The following is a 24,854-nucleotide window of genomic DNA, read 5'->3' as shown; positions in this document are numbered from 1 at the left end:
GTGAGGTAGGCCGGAACCCCGCGACGGCGCGTACCGCCGTCGGGCAGCCGCGGGAATGCCGCCGTCGGGCAGCGACGTTGCCGCCGACATGGCGATCACCGGAGAGTACGTCCCCAGCCCGTCCGAGTTCGTGGCGAACCAGGTCGAGACCTTCGAGGCCTCGGCCGGCGCCGAGGGCAACACGATGCGCGGCAAGCCCGTCATCATCCTGACGACCGTCGGCGCCAGGTCCGGCAAGGTGCGCAAGATCCCGCTGATGCGGGTCGAGCACGACGGCGCCTACGCCGTCGTCGCCTCGATGGGCGGCGCGCCGACGCATCCCGTCTGGTACCACAACATCGTGGCGCACCCGCAGGTCGAGCTGCAGGACGGACCGGACAAGCACGCCTACGTGGCACGTGAGGTCACCGGCGACGAGAAGGCCGCCTGGTGGGAGCGGGCCGTGGCGGCCTGGCCCGACTACGCCGAGTACCAGAAGAAGACCGACCGCGAGATCCCGGTCTTCGTGCTCGAACGCGCCTGAGCCCCGCAGGGTGCCGGGCGCTCACGGATGAACATCGGGCGTCCGGCATCCGACCCTGCGTGCGCCGACCGTGCCCGGCAGGGCAGGATGGGGACATGACCTACACCCTCGTGCTGCTCCGCCACGGCGAGAGCGAGTGGAACGCGAAGAACCTCTTCACCGGCTGGGTCGACGTCCCGCTGTCCGAGAAGGGCACCGAGGAGGCCAAGCGCGGTGGCGCCCTCCTGACCGAGGCCGGCGTGTCGCCCGACGTCCTGCACACGTCGCTGCTGCGGCGTGCCATCACGACGGCGAACCTCGCCCTCGACGCGGCCGACCTGCACTGGATCCCGGTCAAGCGCAGCTGGCGCCTCAACGAGCGTCACTACGGCGACCTGCAGGGCAAGGACAAGAAGCAGGTGCGCGACCAGTACGGCGAGGAGCAGTTCATGCTCTGGCGTCGTTCCTACGACGTGCCGCCGCCGGAGATCGAGCTCGGCTCCGAGTACTCCCAGGACGCCGACCCGCGCTACGCCGGCGAGCCGATCCCGCGCTCCGAGGCCCTCAAGCAGGTGCTCGACCGGGCGCTGCCGTACTGGGAGTCGGAGATCGTCCCGGACCTGAAGGCGGGCAGGACCGTCCTCGTGGCCGCGCACGGCAACTCGCTGCGGGCGCTCGTCAAGCACCTCGACGGCGTCGACGACGAGACCATCGCCGGGCTCAACATCCCCACCGGCATCCCGCTCGTCTACGAGCTGGATGAGGAGACGCTGAAGCCCACCAACCCGGGCGGCACCTACCTCGACCCGGAGGCCGCCAAGGACGCCATCGCGGCCGTGGCCAACCAGGGCAAGTAGTCCCGCCCCGAGATCGCCGAAGGGCCCTTCCCGCCTGGTCGGGAAGGGCCCTTCGACGTGTCGCGGGTCGGGTCAGACCTCGGAGCGCTCCCCGACGAAGTCCCCCGTCACGAGGAACGTGATGCGCCGGGCCACGCCGACGCCGTGGTCGCCGAACCGCTCGTAGTAGCGGCCCAGCAGGGTGACGTCGATCGTCTCCTGGACGGTGCCGGTCCACTCCGGGTCCAGCGTCGCGGCGAACGTCGCCTGGTGCAGGTGGTCCAGCTCGTCGTCGCCCCGCTCGATCTCCGCGGCCAGCGCCACGTCACGGGTGCTGAGCAGCTCGGTGGTCCGGCGGGCCACGAGCGCCGCTGCGTCGTTCATCGTCACGAACGTGTCGCGGGCCGACGGCGGGACGGCCAGCGCCGGGTAGCGGCCCCGGGCCACCTCGGCGACGTGCCGGGCCAGGTCGCCCATCCGCTCCAGCGACGCGCTGATCCGCAGCGCGGTGATGACGACCCGCAGGTCGGTGGCCACGGGCGCCTGCTGGGCGAGCACGTGCACGCACCGTTCGTCCAGCTCGCTCTCGATCCGGTCGATCTCGTGGTCGGAGGCGATGACGTCCTGGGCGAGCTGGTGCTCGCCGTCGAGCAGCGCCGTGCCCGCCCTGGTGATCGCGGACTCGACGAGTCGGCTCATCTCGACGAGGCTGTCGCCGATCTGCCGCAGCTCGGACTCGAAGATCTCTCGCATGGTTGTCCTCTCGATTCTGGTGCCGGGCCAGCCTCGCAGCCGGCCCGGACCGCCAGGTGAACGGCGCGGAGTGCGCAGGTGAACAGTGGGCGACACGTCCGCGAGCAGTTGCCACCGTGGCACAGCGAGCGTTGCGGTGCGACCTAGGCTGGGGCTGTGGAAGGAATCATCCCGGGGGTCACGGCCGTCGTCGCCGGCGTGCTCGGTGTCGTGGTCGGCGTCGTGGCGACCCTCGCCTTCCGTCTGTCCGACCGGGCCCAGCACGACTCCGACGACAACCGTGCGTCCGAGCTCGACGAGGGCCTGGTGCGGGTGCTGTCCGTGCTGCGCTCGGCCGCGGTGGTGCTGGACGACGACGACGAGGTGATCCGAGCCTCCCCGCCCGCCTACGCCCTCGGTGTGGTGCGCAACGACGCCCTGGTGCACCCCGCGATCACCGACATGGTGGCCGAGGTGCGCCGTGACGGCGTCATCCGCGAGCAGGAGCTGGAGGTGCCGCGCGGGCCGGTGGGGTCCGGCACGGTGCTGCTGCAGGTGCGGGTCGCGGCCCTGGGCATGGACAAGCTGCTGGTGCTCGCCGAGGACCGCACCGAGGCGCGCCGGGTGGAGGCGATCCGCCGCGACTTCGTGGTCAACGTGTCCCACGAGCTGAAGACGCCGGTCGGCGCGCTGGCGCTGCTGGCCGAGACCGTCCAGGACGCCGCGGACGACCCGGTGGCCGTGCGGCGGTTCTCCGAACGGATGCAGTCCGAGGCGACGCGGCTCTCGGCGCTGGTGCACGAGATCATCGAGCTCTCCCGCCTGCAGGTGGCGGGCGCCCTGCAGCAGGTGCGCCCGATCGCGGTGCGCGACGTCGTCGAGGAGTCGGTGGACCGCGCGCGCACGACGGCGCAGGGCAAGAACATCACCATCACGGTCGGGGGGTCGTTGGACAGCGTCGTCTTCGGCGACCACAACCTGCTGGTGACGGCGGTGCGCAACCTGCTGGACAACGCCGTGTCGTACTCGGCGGAGAACACGCGCGTGGGCCTGGGGGTCCACGAGCGCGGCGGGCTCGTGGAGATCGACGTGGTCGACCAGGGGATCGGGATCTCGACCGAGGAGCAGATGCGCGTGTTCGAGCGGTTCTACCGCGTCGACCCGGCGCGCTCGCGCGACACGGGCGGCACGGGTCTCGGGCTCAGCATCGTCAAGCACGTCGCCGCCGACCACGGCGGTGACGTGCGCGTGTGGTCCGAGCCCGGCAAGGGCTCGACCTTCACGCTGCGCATCCCGGCCGCGGACCTGCCCGACGGCGGTCTGGTCGGGGACGCGTCGTCGGACAGTCCCGGGTGGGCCGGCGACGGCGTCCGTCCTGAGGGGCGCGAGCCCCACCAAGCGTCCGTGGCGCCCCGAGGAGGGCGCGACGGTGACCAGTGGCCCGGTGGCGGGCCGAGGAACGAGGAGGTAGGCGCGTGACGCGCATCCTGGTGGTCGAGGACGAGGAGTCCTACCGCGACCCGCTGACGTACCAGCTCACCCGCGAGGGGTACGACGTGGTGGCGACGTCGAACGGCAACGACGCCCTGACGCAGTACGACGACGGCGGGGCGGACCTGGTGCTGCTCGACCTGATGCTCCCGGGGCTGAGCGGCACCGAGGTGTGCCGCGAGCTGCGGCAGCGGGGCGAGGTGCCGATCATCATGCTGACGGCCAAGGACTCCGAGATCGACAAGGTCGTGGGCCTCGAGCTGGGGGCCGACGACTACGTCACGAAGCCGTACTCGTTCCGCGAGCTGCTGGCCCGCATGCGTGCCGTCATGCGCCGGCGGGGCGCCGCGTCCGCGGAGAGCGGGCCGAACGGGCACCTGGACGACGGCGAGTCCGTGCTCGAGGTGGGCCCGGTCCGGATGGACGTGGAGCGTCACACGGTGGCGGTGGGCGGCCAGACGGTGTCGTTGCCGCTCAAGGAGTTCGACCTGCTCGAGCTGCTGCTGCGCAACGCCGGCCGGGTGCTGACGCGCGGCCAGCTCATCGACCGGGTCTGGGGTGCGGACTACGTGGGGGACACCAAGACCCTCGACGTCCACGTCAAGCGCATCCGGTCCAAGATCGAGCCGGACCCGTCGTCGCCGAGCCTGCTGCTGACCGTGCGAGGGCTGGGCTACAAGCTCGCCGACGGCGAGTCGTAGGCACGACGACGGCGGTCGGGGTGCGCTGCCGGCGTCGCCCGGGGCACCTGCTCGCTTCTCGCCGCTGGCTGTTCATCCGTCGTTCACCTGCTCCTGGCAAACGGTCCACCTGCGGTCCCTAGCGTTCCCGACGAACGCCGGCACCCGCCGGTGCCACCAACGTGTGAACAGGATGGAACGACTCGTGAACCTCAGCCGATTCACCCGTGCCGGATCTGCAGTCGCCGTCGGCGTGCTGGCTCTCAGCCTCGCCGCGTGCGGTTCGGACCCCGAGCCCGCGGACGCCACGGGCGATGAGACCACCGAGGCGTCGGAGTCCGGCGACGACATGGAGGGCGGCCTGTCGGGCACGCTCTCCGGCGGCGGTGCCTCCTCGCAGGAGGCCGCCATGAACGCCTGGCGCGCCGGGTTCCAGCAGGCGAACCCCGAGGCGACCGTGAACTACGACCCCGTCGGTTCCGGCGGCGGCCGCACCGGCTTCGGCGACGGCTCCTACGCCTTCGCCGGCTCGGACGCCGCGCTGGACGACGAGGAGCTCGCCGCCGCCGAGGCGCAGTGCGGTGAGGGTGGCGTCATCGAGTTCCCGGGCTACGTCTCCCCGGTGGCCGTGGCCTTCAACCTCGAGGGCGTCGACAGCCTGAACATGTCCCCGGAGACCATCGCCAACGTGTTCCTCGGCGAGATCACCACCTGGGACGACGAGGCGATCGCCGCGGACAACCCCGACGCCGACCTGCCGAGCACCGCCATCACCGTCGTGCACCGCTCCGACGAGTCGGGCACCACCGAGAACTTCGAGGACTACCTCTACTCGGCCGCCGGTGACGTGTGGACCACCGAGCCGTCCGGCGTCTGGCCGGTCGACGGCCAGGAGTCGGCGCAGGGCACCTCCGGGGTCGTGGGCGCCGCCCAGGCCGGCGAGGGCACCATCACCTACGCCGACGCCTCGCAGATCGCCGACCTCGGCACCGTCGCGGTGGGCGTGGGCGGCGACTTCGTCGAGTACTCCGCCGAGGCCGCCGCCGAGGTCGTGGCCCAGTCGCCGCGCACCGAGGGCACCTCGGAGTACGTCTACACGATCGAGCTCGAGCGCGACATCGAGGGCACCTACCCGATCGTGCTGGTCTCCTACTCGCTCGCCTGCACCACCTACGCGGACGAGAACACCGCCGAGCTGGTCAAGGGCTTCCTCGGCTACCTCGCCAGCGAGGAGGGCCAGCAGGCCGCCGCGGACGCCGCCGGTTCCGCCCCGCTGTCCGACACGATCCGCCAGGCCGTCCTGCCCGGCATCGAGTCGATCTCCGTGGGCTGATCCGCTCGACCGCCTGATCGGCCACCGGCGGCCGGGCGGGGCGCTCACCGCAGCGTCCCGCCCGGCCGCCGGTACCGCCGTCGGGCACCCGAGGCCGAGCCGAGACCAGTGCCCAAGCACCAACGAGGGGTCCCCGTGAGTACCACCATCAGTCGCCCACCCGCCCGGGGTTCGCGGCGACGCCGCAGCAGCACCACCGACCGCGGCTTCAACCGGGTCTTCCGGTGGATCGCCGTCGGCGCCGGCGCGACGATCCTCGCCGTCCTGGCGGCGGTCGCGCTCTTCCTGATCTCCGAGGCGTGGCCCGCCATCATGGCCAGCCCCGAGGAGCTGGCCTCCGGGGTGCCGCGCTACCCCGAGGACACCTCGCTCCTCGGCTACCTCGGACCCCTCGTCTACGGCACGATCCTCGCCGCCGTGCTGGCGCTGGTGATCGCGGTCCCGGTGTCGATGGGCATCGCGCTGTTCATCTCGCACTACGCGCCGCGCCGGCTCTCGCAGCTCCTCGGTGCGCTCGTCGACCTGCTCGCCGCGATCCCCTCGGTCATCTACGGCCTGTGGGGCTTCTTCACCCTCGCGCCCGTGCTGACGCCGTTCTGGCTCTGGCTCAACGACAACCTCGGCTGGTTCCCCTTCTGGGGCGGGCAGGCATCCCCGACCGGCCGGTCGATGGCCACCGTGGGCATCGTGCTCGCGATCATGATCCTGCCGATCATCACCGCCGTGTCCCGCGAGGTGTTCCTGCAGACGCCGCGCCTGCACGAGGAGGCCGCGCTCGCCCTCGGCGCGACGCGGTGGGAGGTCGTGCGCACCGCCGTCCTCCCGTTCGGCCGGTCCGGCGTCATCTCCGCCTCCATGCTCGGCCTGGGCCGCGCCCTCGGCGAGACGATGGCGGTGCTGATGATCCTGTCGCCCGGGTTCACCTACAGCCTGGACATCCTCGCCGCCGGCCAGCACCAGACCATCGCGGCCTACATCGCCGCCGACTTCCCGGAGTCGACCGGGCTCGGTGTGAACACGCTGATCGCCGCGGGTCTCGCCCTGTTCGTGATCACGCTGGCCGTCAACATGGCAGCGCGCTGGGTCGTGGCCCGCCGCAAGGACTTCTCGGGAGCCAACTGATGAGTGTCGCTACGGAAAGCTCGAGCCCGGGCGGCAGCCCGGACACCGCCCGGCTGCTGGCCACCGTCGACCCGGCCCGCCGGCGCACCGACCGCACCATGCAGGTGCTGATCTACATCGCCTTCGCCCTGGCGATGATCCCGCTGATCTGGCTGATCTGGACCGTCGTGGCCCAGGGCGCCGACCGGATCAGCATCGACTTCCTCACGCAGTCGATGCGCAACATCTTCGGCGGGGACCCGCGCGGCGGCATCTACCACGCCATCGCCGGGACCGTGATCATCACGCTGCTCGCCACGGTCATCTCCGTGCCGATCGGCATCCTGACGGCCATCTACCTGGTCGAGTACGGCAAGGGCTGGCTGGCCCGCTCGGTCACGTTCTTCGTGGACGTCATGACCGGTATCCCGTCCATCGTGGCCGGCCTGTTCGCCTTCTCGCTCTTCGCGCTGATCTTCGGCCCGAGCGTGCGCATCGGCATCATGGGTGCGGTGGCGCTGTCGGTGCTGATGATCCCCGTCGTCGTCCGCTCGTGCGAGGAGATGCTCAAGCTCGTGCCGAACGAGCTGCGCGAGGCCTCCTACGCCCTGGGTGTGCCGAAGTGGCTGACCATCGTCAAGGTCGTCCTGCGGACCTCGGTGGCAGGCCTGACCACCGGCGTGCTCCTCGCCGTCGCCCGCGTCGTCGGGGAGACCGCCCCGCTGCTCGTCACGGTGGGCGTCACGGACTCGATCAACTTCAACCCGTTCGAGGGCCGCATGATGACGCTCCCGGTGTTCGCCTACCGGCAGTACTCGCAGGGCAACGCACCGTGCCCCGGCGGGGACTCCGCGACCTGCGTGGCGGACATCGCCTCCCAGAACGCCTGGGGCGCGGCACTCGTGCTGATCGCCATGGTCCTGGCACTCAACCTCATCGGGCGGCTGATCACCCGCTGGTTCGCCCCGAAGCTGGGCTGATGAGCAGCCGATGATCAGCCACAGCACTCACGAAGGAAGTCACACGATGGCACAGCGCATCGACACCAAAGACCTGAACATCTACTACAGCAGCTTTCTCGCCGTCGAGGCCGTCAACATGACGATCGAGCCGAAGTCGGTCACCGCGCTCATCGGCCCGTCCGGCTGCGGCAAGTCCACGTTCCTGCGGACGCTGAACCGCATGCACGAGGTCATCCCCGGCGCCCGCGTCGAGGGGCATGTCGAGATGGACGGCGTCGACCTGTACGGGCCGAACGTCGACCCGGTGGCCGTGCGCAAGAACGTCGGCATGGTGTTCCAGCGGCCGAACCCGTTCCCCACGATGTCCATCCGCGACAACGTGCTCGCCGGGGTCAAGCTGAACAACAAGCGCATCTCGAAGTCGGACGCGGACGACCTGGTCGAGTCCTCGCTGCACGGGGCGAACCTGTGGAACGAGGTCAAGGACCGGCTGGACCGGCCGGGATCCGGGCTCTCCGGCGGTCAGCAGCAGCGCCTGTGCATCGCCCGCGCGATCGCGATCAAGCCGCAGGTCCTGCTCATGGACGAGCCGTGCTCCGCGCTCGACCCGATCTCCACGATCGCCATCGAGGACCTCATCGGCGAGCTGAAGAACGACTACACGATCGTCATCGTCACGCACAACATGCAGCAGGCGGCGCGCGTGAGCGACCGGACCGGGTTCTTCAACATCGCCGGGACCGGCAAGCCGGGCAAGCTCATCGAGATGGACGACACGGCGACGATCTTCTCCTCGCCGGCCGAGAAGGCCACCGAGGACTACGTCTCCGGCCGTTTCGGGTGACCTGACAGCCTCCGTCCTCTGCGAGGTAGGCAATTTCTTCGCGAGGTAGGCAACTTCCGCGCCAGGTAGGCCACGTTCCCGCGAGGTAGGCAACGACGACAGCCCGGCCGCCGATGGATCGGCGGCCGGGCTGTCGTGCTGCACGGACCGGTGGTGGGACGCACCCTGCGGGACGACGGCGGCACCCCGGTGCGTCAGGACGTCCCGCGACGCTGCGGGCGCCAGGGATGCCTATGTCGCGCCGAGGTTGCCTACCTCGCGGGGCGTTCGCCTACCTCGCCGGAGAGTTGCCTATCTCGCGGGGATGTTGCCTACCTCGCGGGAGCGGCGAGGGGCACCGGTCACGGCACGTACTCGGCGTACTCCGGGAGCGTCGCGTCGAAGACGGGCAGGAAGAACGACTCGGACTCGCCGCCCGCCTCGAGGGTCGCGCCGAGGTTCGCCCCGGGGATGACCTCGACGTCGTCGAGGAGGATCTGCACGCCGTCCTCGACGCCGAGGTAGACGGTGTCGTGCGCGGCGACGGGGATCGTCACGGGGCTGGCGCCGGTGGGCGTCAGGGTGATGTCGAGGTCGTCGGCGGAGTCGTTCGTCAGTGCGCCGTACACCTCGCCCGTGGCGCCCTCGGACTCGGCGAGCACCATGAGGTTGAGCCCGCGGGCTCCGGCCTCGTCGAGGTCCACCCGGGAACCGTCGGACGGCGAGTAGTTGAGGGCCGTGGTCACGGGTGCGCAGGCGCCCAGCAGCAGCGCGCTCGCGGCGACACCGCCGGCGACGAGAGTGGGACGGGCGGGACGGGCGGTGCGAGCCACGGCTCTCCTTCGGCTGGAGCTGTGCGTGCCGACGGCAGGGATCCGCGCACGCGATGTGTCACTGAGTGTGGAGGGCGCAGACCGCCCTGCCCCATCCTAGTAGGCCAGACCGCTCGTTTCCCATCTCCGACAGCTCCAGCCCTGTGACCTGCGACGATGCTCGCGCAGCGCCAGCCGTGGAGGGCGCAGGGGCTGCCGGACGCGAGTCGCGCCGTGATAGACTTGCGCACTGGGAAAGGGGACATCTACAGATGACGTTCACAGTAGGCGAGACGGTTGTCTACCCGCACCACGGCGCCGCGCTGATCGAAGAGGTCAAGACGCGCAAGATCCGTGGCGAAGAGAAGATGTACCTCAAGCTCAAGGTCGCCCAGGGCGACCTGACGATCGAGGTCCCGGCCGACAACGTCGACCTCGTCGGAGTGCGCGACGTGGTCGACCAGGAGGGTCTCGACAAGGTCTTCGACGTGCTGCGCGCGCCGTACACCGAGGAGCCCACCAACTGGTCGCGCCGGTACAAGGCGAACCTCGAGAAGCTGGCCTCGGGCGACGTGATCAAGGTCGGCGAGGTCGTGCGCGACCTGTCGCGCCGTGACGCGGACCGCGGCCTGAGCGCCGGCGAGAAGCGGATGCTGGCCAAGGCCCGTCAGATCCTCGAGTCCGAGGTCGCGCTGGCCGAGGGCGTCGACGAGGAGCGCGCCGGCGCCATCATCGACGAGGTGCTCGCCTCCTGACGACCCTGGCGATCCTCACCGCCGCCGGTTCCGGCGTGCGGCTCGGTCGGGACGTGCCCAAGGCTCTCGTCGAGGTCGGCGGGACGCCGATGATCGCCGTGGCGGCGCGCCAGCTGCTCGCCTCCGGCGTGGTCGACGCACTCGTGGTGACCGCACCGCCGGGGCACGGCGACGACATGCGTCGGGCGCTCGGCACCGTGTCGGTCCCGTGCGAGGTCGTCGACGGCGGCACCACCCGTCAGGCGTCGGTCGCGGCCGGGCTGGCCACGGCCGACGGCGGGACCGACGTCGTCCTGGTGCACGACGCCGCCCGGCCGTTGACACCCCCGGCCCTCGTGGCGCGGGTGGTGGCTGCCGTGCGCGGCGGATTCCCCGCCGTCGTCCCGGGCCTGCCCGTGACGGACACCGTCAAGCAGGTCGCCCGCGAGGCGGACGAGGCTGCGGCGCCCCGCGTCGAGCGGGTGGTGAGCACCCCCGACCGGGCGGCGCTGCGTGCCGTGCAGACCCCGCAGGGCTTCGACCGTGCGCTGCTGCAGCGTGCCCACACCGAGGGTGCCGCGCGTGCGGCGACCGAGCACCTGGCCGCCACCGACGACGCCGGTCTCGTGGAGGCGCTGGGCGAGACGGTGCACATGGTCGCCGGCGACGCCGCGGCGATGAAGATCACGACGGCCCACGACCTGGCCGTCGCGGAGATGCTCCTGGAGGCCCGATGACCCTGCCGCGCACCGGGATCGGCACCGACGTGCACGCGTTCGCGCCGAAGGGGTCGGCCCGCGAGCTGTGGCTGGGCGGCCTGCGCTGGCCGGGCGAGAGGGGTCTCGACGGGCACTCCGACGCCGACGTGGCCGCGCACGCGGCTGCCGACGCGTTGTTCTCCGCGGCAGGTCTCGGGGGTCTGGGCACGCACTTCGGCACCAGCGAGCCCGAGTGGGCTGGGGCGAGCGGCGCCACCCTGCTCGCCGAGGCCGCGCGCCGCGTGCGCGAGGCCGGGTTCGAGATCGGCAACGTCGCGATCCAGGTGATCGGCAACCGCCCGAAGGTCGAGCCGCGCCGCGCCGAGGCGGAGGCCGCGCTCACCGCGGCGGCGGGGGCCCCGGTCTCGCTGAGCGCCACCACCACCGACGGCCTGGGGCTGACCGGTCGCGGCGAAGGTGTCGCGGCGATCGCGACGGCGCTCGTCGTCCCGCGCTGACCGCCTGACGCCGCGGTTGTGGGCGCACTTTCTGTGCCCGAGATGCGGACGGAACGGGCAATACGGGCCAGGAAGTGCGCCCACAGCATCAGCCGAGGACGCGGTCGGTGTAGTCGTTGCGCAGCACCCCGTCCGGGTCGACGGCGGCACGCACGCGGGCGACGTCGTCCAGCGGGTAGTGCTCCGCCAGGTCCGCCACCGTGCGGGTGTGCAGCTTGCCCCAGTGGGGCCGCCCGCCGGCCGCGACGAAGATCTTTTCCGCGGCGTCGAAGTACCGCTGCCGCGGCATCCGGTGGAACTGGTGCACCGCCACGTAGGCGGACTCGCGTCCGCGCGCCGTCGACAGCCAGACGTCGTCCGCTGCGGTGCAGCGCACCTCGACGGGGAACGCCACGGGCTCGCCGGAGGTCCGCAGCCACCCGTCCAGCTCGCGCAGCACGTCGGGCAGCACCGCGCGGGGCAGGGCGTACTCCATCTCGGCGAACCGGACCCGACGCCGGGTCACCATCACCTCGGCCGACGGCGCCACGTGGGTCCGGTCGCCGAGCGCGGCCGCGCAGACCGCGTTGAGCCGGGGCACGGTCCGCGGGGCGGCGGCCGCCACCTGCATGACGGCGCCCAGGACTCCGTTGGCGAGCACCTCGGAGTCGAGGAACGTCCGCGCCGCGGAACCGGCCGACCGCAACGCGCCGGCCGGACCGCGCCGGGAGGCCGCGTGCCGCTCGGACTCCGCCGCGGACAATCGGTCGTGGCTCCAGGTGAGCATCGAGTCGGTGCCCGGGAACCAGTAGGCGTCGAGGCGGTCGTGGGCGTCGAACAGCTCGTCGATGCCGTCCACCACCTCGGCCCAGGGCCGGACCCGCTCGGTGGAGCGCAGCAGGTAGGCGGGGACCACCTCGAGCGTCACCGCGGACAGCACCCCGACCGACCCCAGCCCCAGCCGGGCCACCTCGAACAGCTCGCGGTCCGCGCTGCCGGGCGCGTCGTCGTCGGACACGGCGCGCACCGAACCGTCCGGCAGCACCACGCGGACACCGCGCACCTGCGTGGCCAGGCCGCCGAGCCGCGACCCCGTGCCGTGGGTGCCCGTGGAGATCGCGCCCGCGATCGACTGCCGGTCGATGTCGCCCAGGTTGCGCAGCGCCAGCCCGAGCCCGGCCAGCAGCCGGTTCAGCGCGGCCAGCCGGATGCCCGCACCCACCGTCACCAGGGCGTTGCCGTCCGGCAGCCGCCGCAGCTCCTCGAGGCCCTGCAGCCGGTCCAGGGACAGCAGCAGGCCGTCGGTCACGGCCGCGTCGGTGAAGGAGTGCCCGGCCCCGACCGCGCGCACCCGCAGGCCGTCTGCGGCCGCCGCGGCGACGAGCGCCTGCAGCTCGGGCTCGTCGCGCGGGGTGGCGCGGCGTGCCGGGGTCGCGGTGTAGGTCCGTCCCCACGTGGTGAAGGTCACGGCGGACACTCTGCCATGCCCGGACACCTGTGTACGGTGTCCCCCATGACGCTGACCGACCGGCTCACCCGCGCGACGGCCGGTCGCAGCGCCCCGCTCGCCGTCGTCGACCTGGACACCTTCGACGCCAACGCCGCCGACCTGCTCCGCCGAGCCGCCGGCAGCCCCGTCCGCCTCGCCGCGAAGTCGGTCCGCGTCCCCGCCCTCATGGACCGTGCCCTGGAGGCCGGGTTCACCGGCGTGATGGCCTTCTCGCTCGCCGAGGCGCTCTGGCTGGTCGGACGCGGCACGCGCGACGTGCTCGTCGGCTACCCGACCGTCGACGACGCCGCCCTCGCGCGGTGGGCCGCCGACCCTGTCGCGCGGCGCGAGATCACCCTCATGGTCGACGACGCCGCCCAGGTCGCCCTGGTCCGCCGGGCGCTCGCGGTGCACGACGACGGTACGCACCCGCCGTCGGGCGGCCCCGGTGCCCGGCAGGTACCGGACGCCGCCGTCTGCCTGGACGTGGACTGCTCGCTGCGCCTCGGCGTCGGCTCCTGGCGGGCCCACCTCGGCACGCGGCGCTCGCCGCTGCGCACCCCGGAACAGGTCGTCCGGCTGGCCGAGGAGGTCGAACGCACGCCCGGCCTGCGCGTGCGTGGCCTGATGTTCTACGAGGCGCAGGTCGCCGGGATGCCCGACGCGAGCCCGGCCGTCCGGGCCGTCAAGCGCCTGTCCGTGCCCGACGTCGAACGGCGCCGCCGCGACATCCTCGCCGCGCTGCGCACCGCCGTCGGCCGCGACGTCGAGCTCGTCAACGCGGGCGGCACGGGCTCCCTGGAGTCGTCGGCCGCCGGCACCGGCGTCACCGAGGTGACCGCCGGGTCGGGGCTGTTCGTGCCCGGCACCTTCGACCGCTACCGGTCCTTCGAGCCGCGGCCGGCCGCGTTCTTCGGTCTCGACGTGGTGCGCCGGCCCGCCGACGGCTGGGCGACGGCGTTCGGTGGCGGCTACGTCGCCTCCGGGGCGGCCGGGCCCTCGCGCCTGCCCCGAGTCGTCACCCCCGGCTGGTCCCTGACGCGGCGCGAGGGTGCCGGCGAGGTGCAGACCCCCTTGCGCCTGCGACGGTCAGGGCGTGAGCTGCGGGTCGGTGACCGGGTGTGGTTCCGGCACGCCAAGGCAGGCGAGCTCATGGAGCGGTTCGCCGAGGTGCACCTGGTGCGCGGCGACGAGATCGTCGAGACCGTGCCCACCTACCGCGGCGCGGGGCAGACGTTCGGCTGAGGCGCGCCCCGTCCCGCATCGGTGGACGGCCCGCCCAGGTCGCGGCCGGTAGGCTGGACCGGTGACCTTGCAGCTCTTCGACACCGCTACGCGCTCCGTGCGCGAGCTCGCACCTCGGACACCCGGCAAGGTCGGCATCTACCTGTGCGGCGCCACGGTGCAGTCCGCCCCCCACGTGGGCCACCTGCGCCCCGCCGTCGCCTTCGACGTGCTGCGACGCTGGCTGACCCGACGCGGGTACGACGTCACGCTGATCCGCAACATCACCGACATCGACGACAAGATCCTCACCAAGGCCGAGGCCGCCGGCGTCGAGTGGTGGGCCCACGCCGCCATCTACGAGCGGGCGTTCACCTCCGCCTACGACGCGCTGGGGATCCTGCCGCCCACCTTCGAGCCGCGCGCCACCGGGCACGTGCCGCAGATGATCGACCTGATGCAGCGCCTCGTCGAGAAGGGCCACGCCTATTCGACGGGTCCCGGCAACGTCTGGTTCGACGTGCGCTCGTGGCCGCACTACGGCGAGCTCACCACCCAGCGCCTCGAGGACCTCAACCCCGAGGCCACCGACGACGTCGCCGCCTCCGAGAAGCGCGACCCCCACGACTTCGCGCTGTGGAAGGCGCCCCGGCCCGGCGAGCCCGAGACCGCCGCCTGGGACACCCCGTTCGGCCGCGGCCGGCCCGGCTGGCACCTCGAGTGCTCCGCCATGGCGCACCGCTACCTCGGCGAGGCCTTCGACATCCACGGCGGCGGCCTCGACCTGCGGTTCCCGCACCACGAGAACGAGCAGGCGCAGTCCCGCGCCGCCGGCTACGGGTTCGCCGACCGGTGGATGCACTCTGCCTGGGTCACCCAGCAGGGCGTCAAGATGAGCAAGTCGCTCGGCAACGGGCTGCTCGCGAGCGAGCTGCTCGCCCAGGTGCCGGCCGCCGTCGTGCGCTACGCCCTCACCGCCGTGCAGTACCGCTCCATGCTGGAGTGGGGGCCCGACACCCTCGACGAGGCCCGAGCCACCTGGGACCGGCTGACCGGGTTCGTGGCGCGTGCGAGCGAGCGCGTCGGGGCGGTGCCGCGCGAGGAGGTCCTCGCCGCCGAGCTGCCCGCCGGGTTCGCCGCCGCCATGGACGACGACCTCAACGTCCCGGCCGCGCTCGCCGTCGTGCACGAGACGCTCAAGGCCGGCAACTCCGCGCTCGCCGCGTCCGACGACGACGCCGCCCGCGTCGCGCTCGTCGCGCTGCGGGCCATGCTGGACGTGCTCGGCCTCGACCCCGCCGACCCGCAGTGGGCCTCCGCGGCCGACACCCGGGTCGCCGACGCGCTCGACGCCGTCGTGCAGGTGCAGCTCGACGCCCGGGCCGCCGCCCGGGCCGCCAAGGACTACGCCACCGGCGACGCCATCCGGGACCGCCTGGCCGCGGCCGGCGTCGTGGTGCAGGACTCTCCGGACGGCGCCCGCTGGGCGCTGGCCGACCCGAAGGGGGAATGATGGCCGGCAACTCGCAGCGACGGGGATCCCAGCGCAAGGGCGGGACCAAGAAGGGTGCGCAGGTCGGCACCGGCGGGCACGGGCGCAAGGCCCTGCAGGGCAAGGGCCCGACGCCGAAGGCCGAGGACCGTACCTACCACCCGGCCCACAAGCGCAAGGTCGCGGCCGAGAAGCGTGCCGCGTCCCAGGCCGGTGCCGGAGCCCGCAAGGGGCAGGCCAAGGGGACGCGCAAGGCGACCGGCGGGGCCGAGGTCGTCACCGGCCGCAACGCCGTGCTCGAGGCGCTGCGCACCGACATGCCCGTCACGGCGGTGCACCTCGCCGAGCGTATCGACCACGACGACCGCACGCGGGAGATCCTCGAGCTCGCGTCGATCCGCGGCGCCAGGCTGCTGGAGTCGTCCCGCGGGGCGCTGGACCAGCTCACCGAGGGTGCGGTGCACCAGGGTGTCGCGCTCGAGGTGCCGCCCTACGAGTACGCCTCCGTCGAGGACCTGCTCGACGCCGCGGCCGACGCCGACGAGCCGCCGCTCATCGTGGCGCTCGACTCGATCACGGACCCGCGCAACCTCGGTGCCGTGCTGCGTTCCGCCGGCGCCTTCGGTGCGCACGGCGTGCTCGTGCCGTCGCGCCGGTCGGCGTCGGTGACGGCGTCGGCGTGGAAGGTCTCGGCCGGAGCCGCGGCGCGCGTGCCCGTCGCCAAGGAGACCAACCTGGCCCGCACACTCACGGAGCTGAAGAAGTCCGGGGTGTTCGTCGTCGGGCTGGACGCGGGCGGGGACGCGTCGGTGCGGGATCTCGCGTTCGCGACCGATCCGCTGGTGATCGTCGTCGGCTCCGAGGGCAAGGGGCTGTCGCGGCTGGTGCGCGAGACGTGCGACGCCGTCGCGTCGATCCCGATGTCGTCCGACGTCGAGTCGCTGAACGCCGGGGTGGCCGCCGGCATCACCCTGTACGAGGTGGCTCAGGCCCGCGCCGGCCGCTGACCCCACCGCCGAGGTAGGCGACTCTCCCGCGAGGTAGGCAACTTCTCCGCGAAGTAGGCAGACCTGTGCGCGTCCTTGCCGTGAGGCGGCGCGCGATCCGGTGGACGGTTGCCTACGTGGCGGGAGAATTGCCTACCCCGGGATGAAGTTGCCTACGTCGCGGTCAGTCGGGGTCGGCCGCCGCGTAGTGGAAGTAGTCGGCCTCCGGCCCCTCCTCGGGCTCCTCGCCCGGCGCCAGCCCCAGGATGGCCTTCTCGTCCGGCCGGTGCTGCAGGACGTTCTCCACGTACGACTGCACGGTCTCGGACATCGGCACGTCGCGCCCGGCCTGCTCGGAGATGTACCACCGGTGGTCGAGGATCTCGTGGTAGAGCTGCGCCGGCTCGAGCTTGCGGCGCAGCTCGCGCGGGACGCCGCGCACGGTGGGGTAGAAGACGTTCTGCAGCCAGTCGTGGGCGACGAGCTGCGGGTCGTCCTCCTGACGCTCCGTCGCGGCCTGGAACGAGTCGAGGTCGTTGAGCAGCCGCCTGGCCTGGTTGTCCTGGACGTCGAGGCCCGTGAGCTTCAGCAGTCGGCGCGAGTGGTGCCCCGCGTCCACGACCTGCGGCTGGATCCGCACCGTGGTGCCGTCGATGTCGGTGGTGATCGACAGCTCGCCGACGTCGAAGCCCAGCTCGTTGAGGCGTTCGATGCGTGCGGCCACGCGCCACCGTTCGTCGGCGTGGAAGGCCTCGACACCGGTGAGGGCCTCCCACAGCTCGCCGTACCGCTCGACCAGCGAGTTGCCGATGGCGACCTCGTCCACCTCTTCGTCGAGGAGCTCGCCGGCGGCGAGGTCCATGAGCTCGCCGATGATGTTGACACGCGCCAGCTCGAGGTCGTACTCGCGCTGCCCGCGGGTGAGCTCGCGGTGCAGGGCGCCGGTCTCGGCGTCCACGAGGTAGGCGGCGAACTGCTCGGCGTCCCGCCGGAACAGCGTGTTCGACAGGGACACGTCGCCCCAGAAGAATCCGGCCAGGTGGAGGCGGACCAGCAGGACGGCGAGCGCGTCGATCAGGCGGTTGGCGGTCTCGTCGCGCAGGGCCTGGCTGAACACGGACCGGTACGGCAGGGAGAAGGCGAGATGCTCGGTGACGAGCGCTGCTTCCAGGTGGGTGCCGTCGTCGGACAGGCGACCCGTGACGACGCCGATGGGGCGCACGGACGGGATCTCGAGCTTGCGCAGCTGGCGCAGCAGCTCGTACTCGTCGAACGCGACGTGCTCGCTGATCTCCTTGATCGCGAGCACGCGCCCCTCGAGCCGCACGAACCGGACGACGTGCCGGGAGATGCCGCGGGGGAGCGCGGCGAGCACGTCGGAGGGCCACTGGGCCAGCGGCTGACGCCAGGGCAGGTCCAGCAGCGCCGCCGAGTTGGTCGTCGCCGAGGTGATCTGCAGCCGGTCCACGGCACCTCCAGGTCGGTTGTGGGTGGGAATCCTGCAGGACGACGTCGACGCAGACCTGCAGTTCTCATGCCCACAGCGTCGTCGTGGTCAGCGTAGACGACGACGGGGCGGACCCGGCCTCAGCCGGACCCGCCCCGTCGACCACCGATCGGGTCAGCTGCTCAGGCGAGCACCCGTGGCCGGGGAGAAGACGTGCTCCGCACCCTGCTTGATGGTGACGTGGATGGTGTCACCCTTCATCGGGACCTCGCGCGGGTCGATGCGCACGATGACCTGGTCCGAGGAACCGGAGTGCAGGTCGGCGTCGCTCGACTGCAGCTCGCCGTAGACGAACGCGTCGGAGCCGAGCTCCTCGACGAGGTTGACCTTCACCTGGAAGGCGTCCTGCGCGCCGTCGTGGGCGATGTCCAGCGACTCCGGGCGGAACCCGACGACGACCTTGCCGCCGTCGGCGTCCGTGAGCTGGCCGATGACGTCGCGCTCCAGCGGCACGGCGGCGTGACCGACGACGGCCTTGCCGTCCTTGACCTCGAACGTGCCGATGTTCATGGCGGGCGAGCCGATGAAGCCGGCGACGAAGGTGTTGGCCGGGGTGTCGTACATCTCGCGCGGGGTGCCGACCTGCTGCAGCAGACCGTCCTTGAGCACGGCGATGCGGTCACCCATGGTGAGCGCCTCGGTCTGGTCGTGCGTCACGTACACGGTGGTGACGCCGAGACGACGCTGCAGCGAGGCGATCTGCGTACGCGTCTGGACACGCAGCTTGGCGTCCAGGTTCGACAGCGGCTCGTCCATGAGGAACACCTGCGGCTGACGCACGATGGCGCGGCCCATGGCGACACGCTGACGCTGACCACCGGAGAGCGCCTTCGGCTTGCGGTCCAGGTACTCGGTGAGGTCGAGGATCTTGGCGGCCTCCTCGACGCGCTGCCGGATCTCCGCCTTCGGGGTGCCCGCGATCTTCAGGGCGAAGCCCATGTTGTCCGCGACGGACATGTGCGGGTACAGCGCGTAGTTCTGGAAGACCATCGCGATGTCGCGGTCCTTGGGCTGCACGTCGGTGACGTCGCGGTCGCCGATGTAGATGTGCCCGCCGTTGACGTCCTCGAGACCGGCCAGCATGCGCAGCGAGGTGGACTTGCCGCAGCCCGAGGGGCCGACGAGGACGAGGAACTCGCCGTCCTCGACCTGCAGGTTGAGCTGGTCCACGGCCGGGCGCTCCGTGCCCGGGTAGACGCGCGTCGCGTGGTCATAGGTGACCGAAGCCATGATGATTCCCTCCACCGGCAGGTACGTGCCGGACGATCCGTTGTGGTCGGGTGTGCTGCGTTCACGACTGGCGTGTCAGCGGCGACACATTGAGTTGTCCGCGGCAGCCAGGACCGTTCCGGGCGGCCGCGCGGATCGATAGTACATGGCCGTGAGCCGGATCACGCCATGGTGCAGGTCACGATCCTGCGGAGATCCCGTCGAGCAGCCGTTCGAGCACGTCAGCGACGTCGTCGGCCCCGTGCACGCGGTGCTCGGCGAGCGTCTCGCCGTCGCCGACCTTCAGCGTCAGGTCGTCCGCGCCGAGGACGGCGAACGCCTTCTCGTCGGTCGTGTCGTCCCCGGCGTACAGCACGCGGACGGCGGACGCCCCGGCGTCCTGCCCGACGACGGCGCGCAGCCGGTCCAGCGCCTCGCCCTTGGTGGTGTGCAGCACGGCGATCTCCACGACGTCCTTGCCGTGCATCGCCTCGAGACCGAGGCGCTCGGCGGCGGCGTCGGCGCCCTCGACGGCGGCGGTCGTGTCGTCCGGGCCGGCCAGCCGGGTGTGCAGGACGGCGGCGCTGGGCTTGTGCTGCACCCACGCCCCCTCGCGGCCGGCCACCGCGGCGTCCAGGGCGGTCCGCAGCTCGGACAGGGTCTCCGCCTGCTCCGCGCTGAGCTCCAGCGGCACGGACTCGAGACCCTCGGAGGTCACGTGCCCGGTCTGCGCCCCGTGGCTGCCCACCAGGTAGGAGCCGGCCGGCGGCTCGGCGCGGGCGGCCAGGTCCTCCAGGTCACGGCCGGACACGAACGCGAGGCGCGTCCGCGCACCCGGGCCCGGTCCGCCGTCGGACGCTCCGCTCCCGGACGCCCCGCCGTCGGACGCCTCGCCGTCGGACCGGTCGAGCGCGCCGAGGCGGTCGACGGCGGCCCGCACGCGGTCGGTCATGCGTGCGGCGGTCGGGTCGTCGACGAGCGGGGCGAGCGTGCCGTCGAAGTCGAGCGCCACGAGCAGCGCCGCGCCGTCGTCCGCGGTGAACCGCGTCAGCGCCTCGCTCAGTGCCGGGTCGAGCCCGTCAGACATACGAGTCCCGGGCGGGCACGGCCTTCAGCACGCCGAGGAACGACTCGGACCACTTGGCGACGTCGTCACCCATGACCTTGCGCCGCAGGTTGCGCATGCGTCGCCGCTTCTCCTTGGCACCCATCTGCGCCGCCTCGACGATCTTGTTCTTCATGCCGTCGATGTCGTGCGGGTTGACGAGGATCGGCCCGGGGGCGAGCTGGTCGGCGGCGCCGGTGAACTCGCTGAGCACCAGCACGCCGCCCAGGTCGGACCGTGCCGCGATGTACTCCTTGGCCACGAGGTTCATGCCGTCGCGCAGCGAGGTGACGAGCATGACGTCGGCCGCGAGGTACAGGGCCGCCATCTCGTCCGGCGGGTAGGAGTGGTGCAGGTAGTGGATCGCCGAGTGCCCCAGCTCGCCGTACTCGCCGTTGACGCGGCCGACCAGCACCTCCACGTGCTCGCGCAGCTCCTGGTAGGCGCCGACGTTCTCCCGGGACGGGCTGGCCACCTGGATGAGCGTGGTGCTCGCCGCCTCGATGCGGCCGTCCTGCAGGAGCTCGCCGTACGCCTTGATGCGGTGGCGGATGCCCTTGGTGTAGTCGAGGCGGTCGACGCCGAGCATCACCACCTCGGGGTCGCCCAGGTCCGCACGGATCTCCTTCGCACGGGCCTGGATCTCGGGCTTGCGGGCGAGCTCGTCGAAGTGCTGGGTGTCGATCGAGATGGGGAACGCGGCGGCCCGGACCCGGCGGCCGGGGTTGGGGTCGTCGGACCCCATGGACACGACGGACCCGCGCGTGGGGTGGTCGGTGAGCCGACGCACGGCACGCACGAAGTTCGAGGCGTCGCCGCCGCGCTGGAACCCGATGAGGTCGGCGCCCAGCAGCCCTTCGACGATGTTCTTGCGCCACGGGAGCTGCTGGAACAGCTCGACCGGGGGGAACGGGATGTGGTCGAAGAACCCGATGCGCAGGTCGGGGCGCAGCTCGCGCAGCATGCGGGGGACGAGCTGCAGCTGGTAGTCGTGCACCCAGACGACCGCGCCGCGCGCGGCCTGTGCGGCGGCGGCCTCGGCGAAGCGCTGGTTCACGCGCCGGTAGGCGTCCCACCACTGCCGGTGGTACGTCGGCGGGGCGATGACGTCGTGGTACAGCGGCCACAGGGTGTCGTTGGAGAAGCCCTCGTAGTAGCGCTCGATCTCGTCGGCGGAGAGCGTCACCGGCACGAGCAGCATGCCGTCGGCCTCGAACGGCTCGTGGGCCAGGTCGGGGGCGCCGGACCAGCCCACCCAGGCGCCGTCGGCCTCGCGCATGACGGGTTCGAGCGCGGTGACGAGTCCGCCGGGGGACCGCTTCCAGTCCACGTTGCCGTCGTCGTCGACCGCGAAGTCGACCGGGAGCCGGTTCGCCACGACCACGAGGTCGTACCCGGTGCTGCTCGAACTGCTGGACGTGCCCTGACCTGCCAAAGGTTTCTCCCTGAGTCGGTGGACGCCTGCCTGCCCGGACAGGGTAGCGGTGTGCCCAGAGCGACCTTACCGACCGGGACGCTTCCCTGCCCGGGCACGACGGCGGACCGCGGCCGGAGCGGGCCGGTCCCGGCGGGCCGGGACGCGACGAGGCGGCCCCGGCGCTACGGTGTGGGCCATGGGTGCGGGTGACGACACGCGGGTGCTTCCGACGCAGGGCTCCGACGAGGTCCCTGCCGCGAGCGCTGCCCGGGTGCCCGACGGCGCGCGCCGCGAGACGTACGACGCCGCGGCCGGCGGGACCCTGCCGCCCGGCACCGACATCGGCGGGTACACCGTCGTGGCCGTGCTCGGTCGTGGCGCCATGGGGGCGGTCTACGAGGCGCGCGACGGCGGTGGCGTGCGTGTCGCCCTGAAGGTGCTGCACGCGCACGTCGACGCCAACCCTGCCGGCCGGCAGCGGCTGCGCCGGGAGGTCGCGGCCCTGCAGCGCCTGCGGCACCCCGCCGTCGCGCAGGTGCTGGACGCGGAGTTCGAGGGGCCGCACGCGTTCGTCGTCACCGAGCTCGTCGAGGGGCTGACCCTCGAGGAGGAGGTCGACGCCCGCGGCCCGCTGGACCAGGCCGACCTGTTCTCCCTGGCCGACCAGCTCGCCGACGCTCTCGAGTCCGTGCACGGCGCGGGCGTGGTGCACCGTGACCTCAAGCCGTCCAACGTGATGGTGACCGGGCAGGGGCCGTCCCTCATCGACTTCGGGATCGCCCAGAGCCCGGGCGACCCGCGCACCACCATGGCGGGGTTCGTCATGGGCACGCCCGGATACATCGCTCCCGAGCTGCTCGACGGCGGCGACCCGGTGCCCGAGTCGGACTGGTGGAGCTGGGCGGCGCTGCTCGCCTTCGCGGCGACCGGACGTTCGCCGTTCGGGGTGCGGCCCACCGACCTGGTGCTGAAGCGGTCGCGGCAGGGCCGCGCGGACCTCGTCGGTGTGCCCGCCCGCACGGCGGCGGCGCTCGCGGGGGCCCTGCACGCCGACCCGACGCAGCGATGGGGGCCGACCGACGTCGTGCGGGCGATCCGTCGCGACCTGGACGACGAGGACGCCGCCGTCGTCGGGGTGCCGGCCGACCCGAACGCCACGCAGCGCATCGTCGTGGCCGCGGGGGCCGCGACCGCGGCGGTGGCCGGGGCAGGGGTCGCCGCGGACCGTTCCCCGGACGCCGTCACCAGCGGGGACGACGTCGGCAGCCCGGCGGACGACGAAGGCCCGGCTGCGGGGCGACCCGCCGCGACCCCGGCGGGTGCTGCGGCCGACGAGACCGCCGTCGTCGGACCTCCCGTACCCGACGCCGCCTCGACGATGACCGCGGACGAACGGGACCGCGTGGCGGCCAACGACGGCGGGACGCGCGCCATCCCGCTGGGGGACGCCCGCTACCGCACCTACGAGCAGATCGCCGAGGAGACGCCGGACACCGACCTGGAGCCGGAGGCGCCCCCCGAGCCGTACACGGCGCCGGCGCACCGGCGGCGGTGGGGCACGGTGCTCGCCCTGGGCGTGCCGTTCGCGATCCTCGCCGCCTTCTACCCGCTGATCGGGTTCGGGGTGTTCGTGGGCGTGACGGTGCTGTGCCGGATCGTCGGGACCTCGGCCTCCCGCTTCCACGAGCGGCGGGAGCGGCGCGGGGTGCGGCGCTCGGACGGGTGGCTGGCCGTGCTGCTCTTCCCGTACCACGCCGTCGTCGGGGCGCTCGGCATCATCCCGGCAGCCGTGGTCGGCGGGTGCGTCGGGCTGCTGGCGATCATGGGCGGGTACTGGCTGTTCGGGGACGGCAACCTGATCGTCATGCCGCTGGGCGACGTCGAGTCGCGCTCGGTGGGCGGGCGCAACGAACCCGTCGTGTTCACCGCCGTCCTCGCGGTCGCGATGGTGCTCGCGGTGCTGGCCACGTGGTTCGGGCCGGCCGGCCGCACGGCCCGGGACGGTGCGCGGCGGATCCTCAACAACCTCGCGCCGGGTCTGATCGGCGCGGCCGTCGTGGTCGTCGTCTGCCTGGTCGGGTCCGCGGTCCTCGGGTCGCAGCTGCTGGAGGGCGCGGCGGAGGTCGAGTGGTGGCCGATGGACGGACCGCCGTCGTTCATGTGACCTCCCAGGTTGCTCCCAGGTGGTGTCCCTAGGGTGGTCGGACCCGCGGTCCGACCGCGACGGTAGGCTGACCCGCGGATCCCGACCGTCCCACCGAAGGACTCCTACACACGATGTCGAACAAGCAGAACAAGGCCGACCGGCGCGAGGCGGCCCGGGCCGAGGCGCTGGCTCTCCAGCAGAAGCAGGTGTCCCGCGACAAGCGCAACCGCGTGATCATCTTCACCGTGCTCGGCGTCGCGATCGCCGCGCTGGTCGGTGTCGCGGCGTTCATCCTGGTCAACGAGGCCTCCAAGAAGGACGTCGAGGACGTCGCGCTGTCGGAGGTGGAGAACGTCCCCTCGACGGCGAACGCGGACGGCGGCATCCCGGTGGGGTCGGACCTCGTGGCCGGCACGGAGAACGCGGGCACCCCGACCGTCGACGTGTACCTGGACTACATGTGCCCCGTGTGCGGCCAGTTCGAGGACGTCAACGCCGCCGACGTCGAGACGATGGCGACCGAGGGTGACGCGACCGTCGTCTACTACCCGGTCTCCATCCTGGACCGCCTCTCGCGCAGCACGGAGTACTCGACGCGTGCCGCCGCGTCGGCCTACTGGGTGGCCGACCAGGCTCCCGAGGCGTTCTTCGCCTACAACGAGGCCCTGTTCGCCAACCAGCCCGACGAGAACACGCCCGGCCTGGACAACGAGGAGCTCGCCACGATCGCCGAGGAGGCGGGCGTCCCCGCCGACGTCGCCGCGGGGATCTCCGACGGCACGGCCCGGGCCACGTACGGGCAGTACGCCTACTCGCTGACGAACGCCGCCACGGAGAACCCGGACCTGCTCAACTCGAGCGGCAGCTTCGGGACCCCGACGGTGCTGGTCGACGGTGAGCGCTTCGAGCAGTGGGGCACCCCGGGTGCGCTGCTCGCGGCGGCCCAGGGCGGCACGGACGAGTCGTCGGAGGAGTCCTCCGAGGGCTGATCCCTCCTCCCGTCGCTGCGGGTATGAGATCTGCAGTCCTGGATCGCTCCGGGGCTGCAGATTTCATACCCGCAGCGGTTCGGCGGGGG

Annotated in this window: 23 protein-coding genes; 16 read left to right on the top strand and 7 right to left on the bottom strand. The window is 72.4% G+C overall.

From position 1 onward, the window contains the following. Positions 1-88 precede the first annotated feature (88 nt). Positions 89-523: a nitroreductase family deazaflavin-dependent oxidoreductase gene (locus HDG68_RS02365; protein WP_172148858.1), complete on the top strand. Its 435-nt coding sequence runs from the start codon at positions 89-91 to the stop codon at positions 521-523. A 95-nt stretch (positions 524-618) separates the two neighbouring features. Next, positions 619-1,359, top strand: coding sequence for a phosphoglyceromutase (locus HDG68_RS02360; RefSeq protein WP_172148856.1), 741 nt, complete (start codon positions 619-621; stop codon positions 1,357-1,359). Between the two features lie 72 nt (positions 1,360-1,431). Here HDG68_RS02360 and phoU read toward each other — a convergent pair whose 3' ends face one another. Next, on the bottom strand, positions 1,432-2,091 hold the full coding sequence (gene phoU / locus HDG68_RS02355; protein ID WP_172148854.1) for a phosphate signaling complex protein PhoU: 660 nt from the start codon (positions 2,089-2,091) through the stop codon (positions 1,432-1,434). Between the two features lie 156 nt (positions 2,092-2,247). On the opposite strand from phoU, the gene HDG68_RS02350 reads away from it, so the two are divergent. The 6 genes from HDG68_RS02350 to pstB all read left to right on the top strand — a co-directional run bounded on the left by HDG68_RS02350 (position 2,248) and on the right by pstB (position 8,481). After that, on the top strand, positions 2,248-3,549 hold the full coding sequence (locus HDG68_RS02350; protein WP_172148852.1) for an ATP-binding protein: 1,302 nt from the start codon (positions 2,248-2,250) through the stop codon (positions 3,547-3,549). Next, the gene (locus HDG68_RS02345) at positions 3,546-4,262 is read left to right on the top strand and encodes a response regulator (RefSeq protein WP_172148850.1); all 717 of its coding nucleotides are present in this window, start codon (positions 3,546-3,548) and stop codon (positions 4,260-4,262) included. Before HDG68_RS02350 ends, HDG68_RS02345 begins: the two co-directional genes overlap by 4 nt. 172 nt (positions 4,263-4,434) lie before the next feature. Then, positions 4,435-5,574 (top strand): phosphate ABC transporter substrate-binding protein PstS, encoded by a 1,140-nt coding sequence (locus HDG68_RS02340; protein WP_172148848.1) that lies wholly within the window; start codon positions 4,435-4,437, stop codon positions 5,572-5,574. Positions 5,575-5,709: 135 nt separating this feature from the next. Further along, on the top strand, positions 5,710-6,696 hold the full coding sequence (gene pstC / locus HDG68_RS02335; RefSeq protein ID WP_172148846.1) for a phosphate ABC transporter permease subunit PstC: 987 nt from the start codon (positions 5,710-5,712) through the stop codon (positions 6,694-6,696). Next, on the top strand, positions 6,696-7,655 hold the full coding sequence (gene pstA, locus HDG68_RS02330) for a phosphate ABC transporter permease PstA (RefSeq protein ID WP_172148844.1): 960 nt from the start codon (positions 6,696-6,698) through the stop codon (positions 7,653-7,655). The genes pstC and pstA overlap by 1 nt, the downstream gene beginning before the upstream one ends. A gap of 46 nt (positions 7,656-7,701) precedes the next feature. Beyond that, complete coding sequence (gene pstB / locus HDG68_RS02325) at positions 7,702-8,481, top strand: phosphate ABC transporter ATP-binding protein PstB (RefSeq protein ID WP_172148842.1); 780 nt, start codon at positions 7,702-7,704, stop codon at positions 8,479-8,481. A gap of 341 nt (positions 8,482-8,822) precedes the next feature. Here pstB and HDG68_RS02320 read toward each other — a convergent pair whose 3' ends face one another. Next, on the bottom strand, positions 8,823-9,293 hold the full coding sequence (locus HDG68_RS02320) for a hypothetical protein (RefSeq protein ID WP_172148840.1): 471 nt from the start codon (positions 9,291-9,293) through the stop codon (positions 8,823-8,825). Positions 9,294-9,544: 251 nt separating this feature from the next. Between HDG68_RS02320 and HDG68_RS02315 the strand changes: the two genes are divergently transcribed. Genes HDG68_RS02315 through ispF form a run of 3 tightly spaced genes read left to right on the top strand, consistent with a single transcriptional unit; the run spans position 9,545 to position 11,222 of the window. After that, positions 9,545-10,027 carry a CarD family transcriptional regulator gene (locus HDG68_RS02315; protein WP_172148838.1) on the top strand — a complete coding sequence of 161 codons (483 nt, stop codon included), beginning with the start codon at positions 9,545-9,547 and terminating at the stop codon, positions 10,025-10,027. A 53-nt stretch (positions 10,028-10,080) separates the two neighbouring features. Further along, on the top strand, positions 10,081-10,743 hold the full coding sequence (locus tag HDG68_RS02310; RefSeq protein WP_343037389.1) for an IspD/TarI family cytidylyltransferase: 663 nt from the start codon (positions 10,081-10,083) through the stop codon (positions 10,741-10,743). Continuing rightward, the gene (ispF, locus tag HDG68_RS02305; RefSeq protein WP_172148836.1) at positions 10,740-11,222 is read left to right on the top strand and encodes a 2-C-methyl-D-erythritol 2,4-cyclodiphosphate synthase; all 483 of its coding nucleotides are present in this window, start codon (positions 10,740-10,742) and stop codon (positions 11,220-11,222) included. The genes HDG68_RS02310 and ispF overlap by 4 nt, the downstream gene beginning before the upstream one ends. A gap of 88 nt (positions 11,223-11,310) precedes the next feature. On the opposite strand, the gene HDG68_RS02300 is transcribed toward ispF, so the two are convergent. Next, the gene (locus HDG68_RS02300; protein WP_172148834.1) at positions 11,311-12,669 is read right to left on the bottom strand and encodes a D-arabinono-1,4-lactone oxidase; all 1,359 of its coding nucleotides are present in this window, start codon (positions 12,667-12,669) and stop codon (positions 11,311-11,313) included. Positions 12,670-12,714: 45 nt separating this feature from the next. Between HDG68_RS02300 and HDG68_RS02295 the strand changes: the two genes are divergently transcribed. From HDG68_RS02295 to rlmB, 3 genes are all read left to right on the top strand, one after another. Next, complete coding sequence (locus HDG68_RS02295; RefSeq protein WP_172148832.1) at positions 12,715-13,935, top strand: alanine racemase; 1,221 nt, start codon at positions 12,715-12,717, stop codon at positions 13,933-13,935. Between the two features lie 61 nt (positions 13,936-13,996). Beyond that, complete coding sequence (cysS, locus tag HDG68_RS02290; protein WP_172148830.1) at positions 13,997-15,427, top strand: cysteine--tRNA ligase; 1,431 nt, start codon at positions 13,997-13,999, stop codon at positions 15,425-15,427. Further along, positions 15,427-16,413, top strand: a complete 987-nt coding sequence (rlmB, locus tag HDG68_RS02285) for a 23S rRNA (guanosine(2251)-2'-O)-methyltransferase RlmB (RefSeq protein WP_172148828.1) — start codon at positions 15,427-15,429, stop codon at positions 16,411-16,413. Before cysS ends, rlmB begins: the two co-directional genes overlap by 1 nt. A 163-nt stretch (positions 16,414-16,576) precedes the next feature. Here rlmB and HDG68_RS02280 read toward each other — a convergent pair whose 3' ends face one another. The 4 genes from HDG68_RS02280 to HDG68_RS02265 form a co-directional block, all read right to left on the bottom strand. Beyond that, the gene (locus HDG68_RS02280) at positions 16,577-17,860 is read right to left on the bottom strand and encodes a DUF4032 domain-containing protein (protein ID WP_172148826.1); all 1,284 of its coding nucleotides are present in this window, start codon (positions 17,858-17,860) and stop codon (positions 16,577-16,579) included. Between the two features lie 153 nt (positions 17,861-18,013). After that, positions 18,014-19,129, bottom strand: coding sequence for an ABC transporter ATP-binding protein (locus tag HDG68_RS02275; RefSeq protein WP_172148824.1), 1,116 nt, complete (start codon positions 19,127-19,129; stop codon positions 18,014-18,016). A gap of 178 nt (positions 19,130-19,307) precedes the next feature. Beyond that, entirely contained in the window at positions 19,308-20,195 is an 888-nt protein-coding gene (otsB, locus tag HDG68_RS02270) for a trehalose-phosphatase (RefSeq protein ID WP_172148822.1), read from the bottom strand. Continuing rightward, complete coding sequence (locus HDG68_RS02265; RefSeq protein ID WP_172148820.1) at positions 20,188-21,648, bottom strand: alpha,alpha-trehalose-phosphate synthase (UDP-forming); 1,461 nt, start codon at positions 21,646-21,648, stop codon at positions 20,188-20,190. The genes otsB and HDG68_RS02265 overlap by 8 nt, the downstream gene beginning before the upstream one ends. A gap of 178 nt (positions 21,649-21,826) precedes the next feature. Between HDG68_RS02265 and HDG68_RS02260 the strand changes: the two genes are divergently transcribed. Both HDG68_RS02260 and HDG68_RS02255 read left to right on the top strand, forming a co-directional pair. Then, on the top strand, positions 21,827-23,794 hold the full coding sequence (locus HDG68_RS02260; protein ID WP_172148818.1) for a protein kinase domain-containing protein: 1,968 nt from the start codon (positions 21,827-21,829) through the stop codon (positions 23,792-23,794). 113 nt (positions 23,795-23,907) lie between these two features. Beyond that, positions 23,908-24,765, top strand: coding sequence for a DsbA family protein (locus HDG68_RS02255; RefSeq protein WP_172148816.1), 858 nt, complete (start codon positions 23,908-23,910; stop codon positions 24,763-24,765). The last annotated feature ends 89 nt before the right edge of the window (positions 24,766-24,854 follow it).

The organism is Isoptericola chiayiensis (assembly GCF_013149805.1).
Classification (GTDB): Bacteria; Actinomycetota; Actinomycetes; order Actinomycetales; family Cellulomonadaceae; genus Isoptericola; species Isoptericola chiayiensis.
The sequence above is the reverse complement of the archived record's forward strand: the minus strand, read 5'-3'. Positions and strand labels throughout refer to the sequence as shown.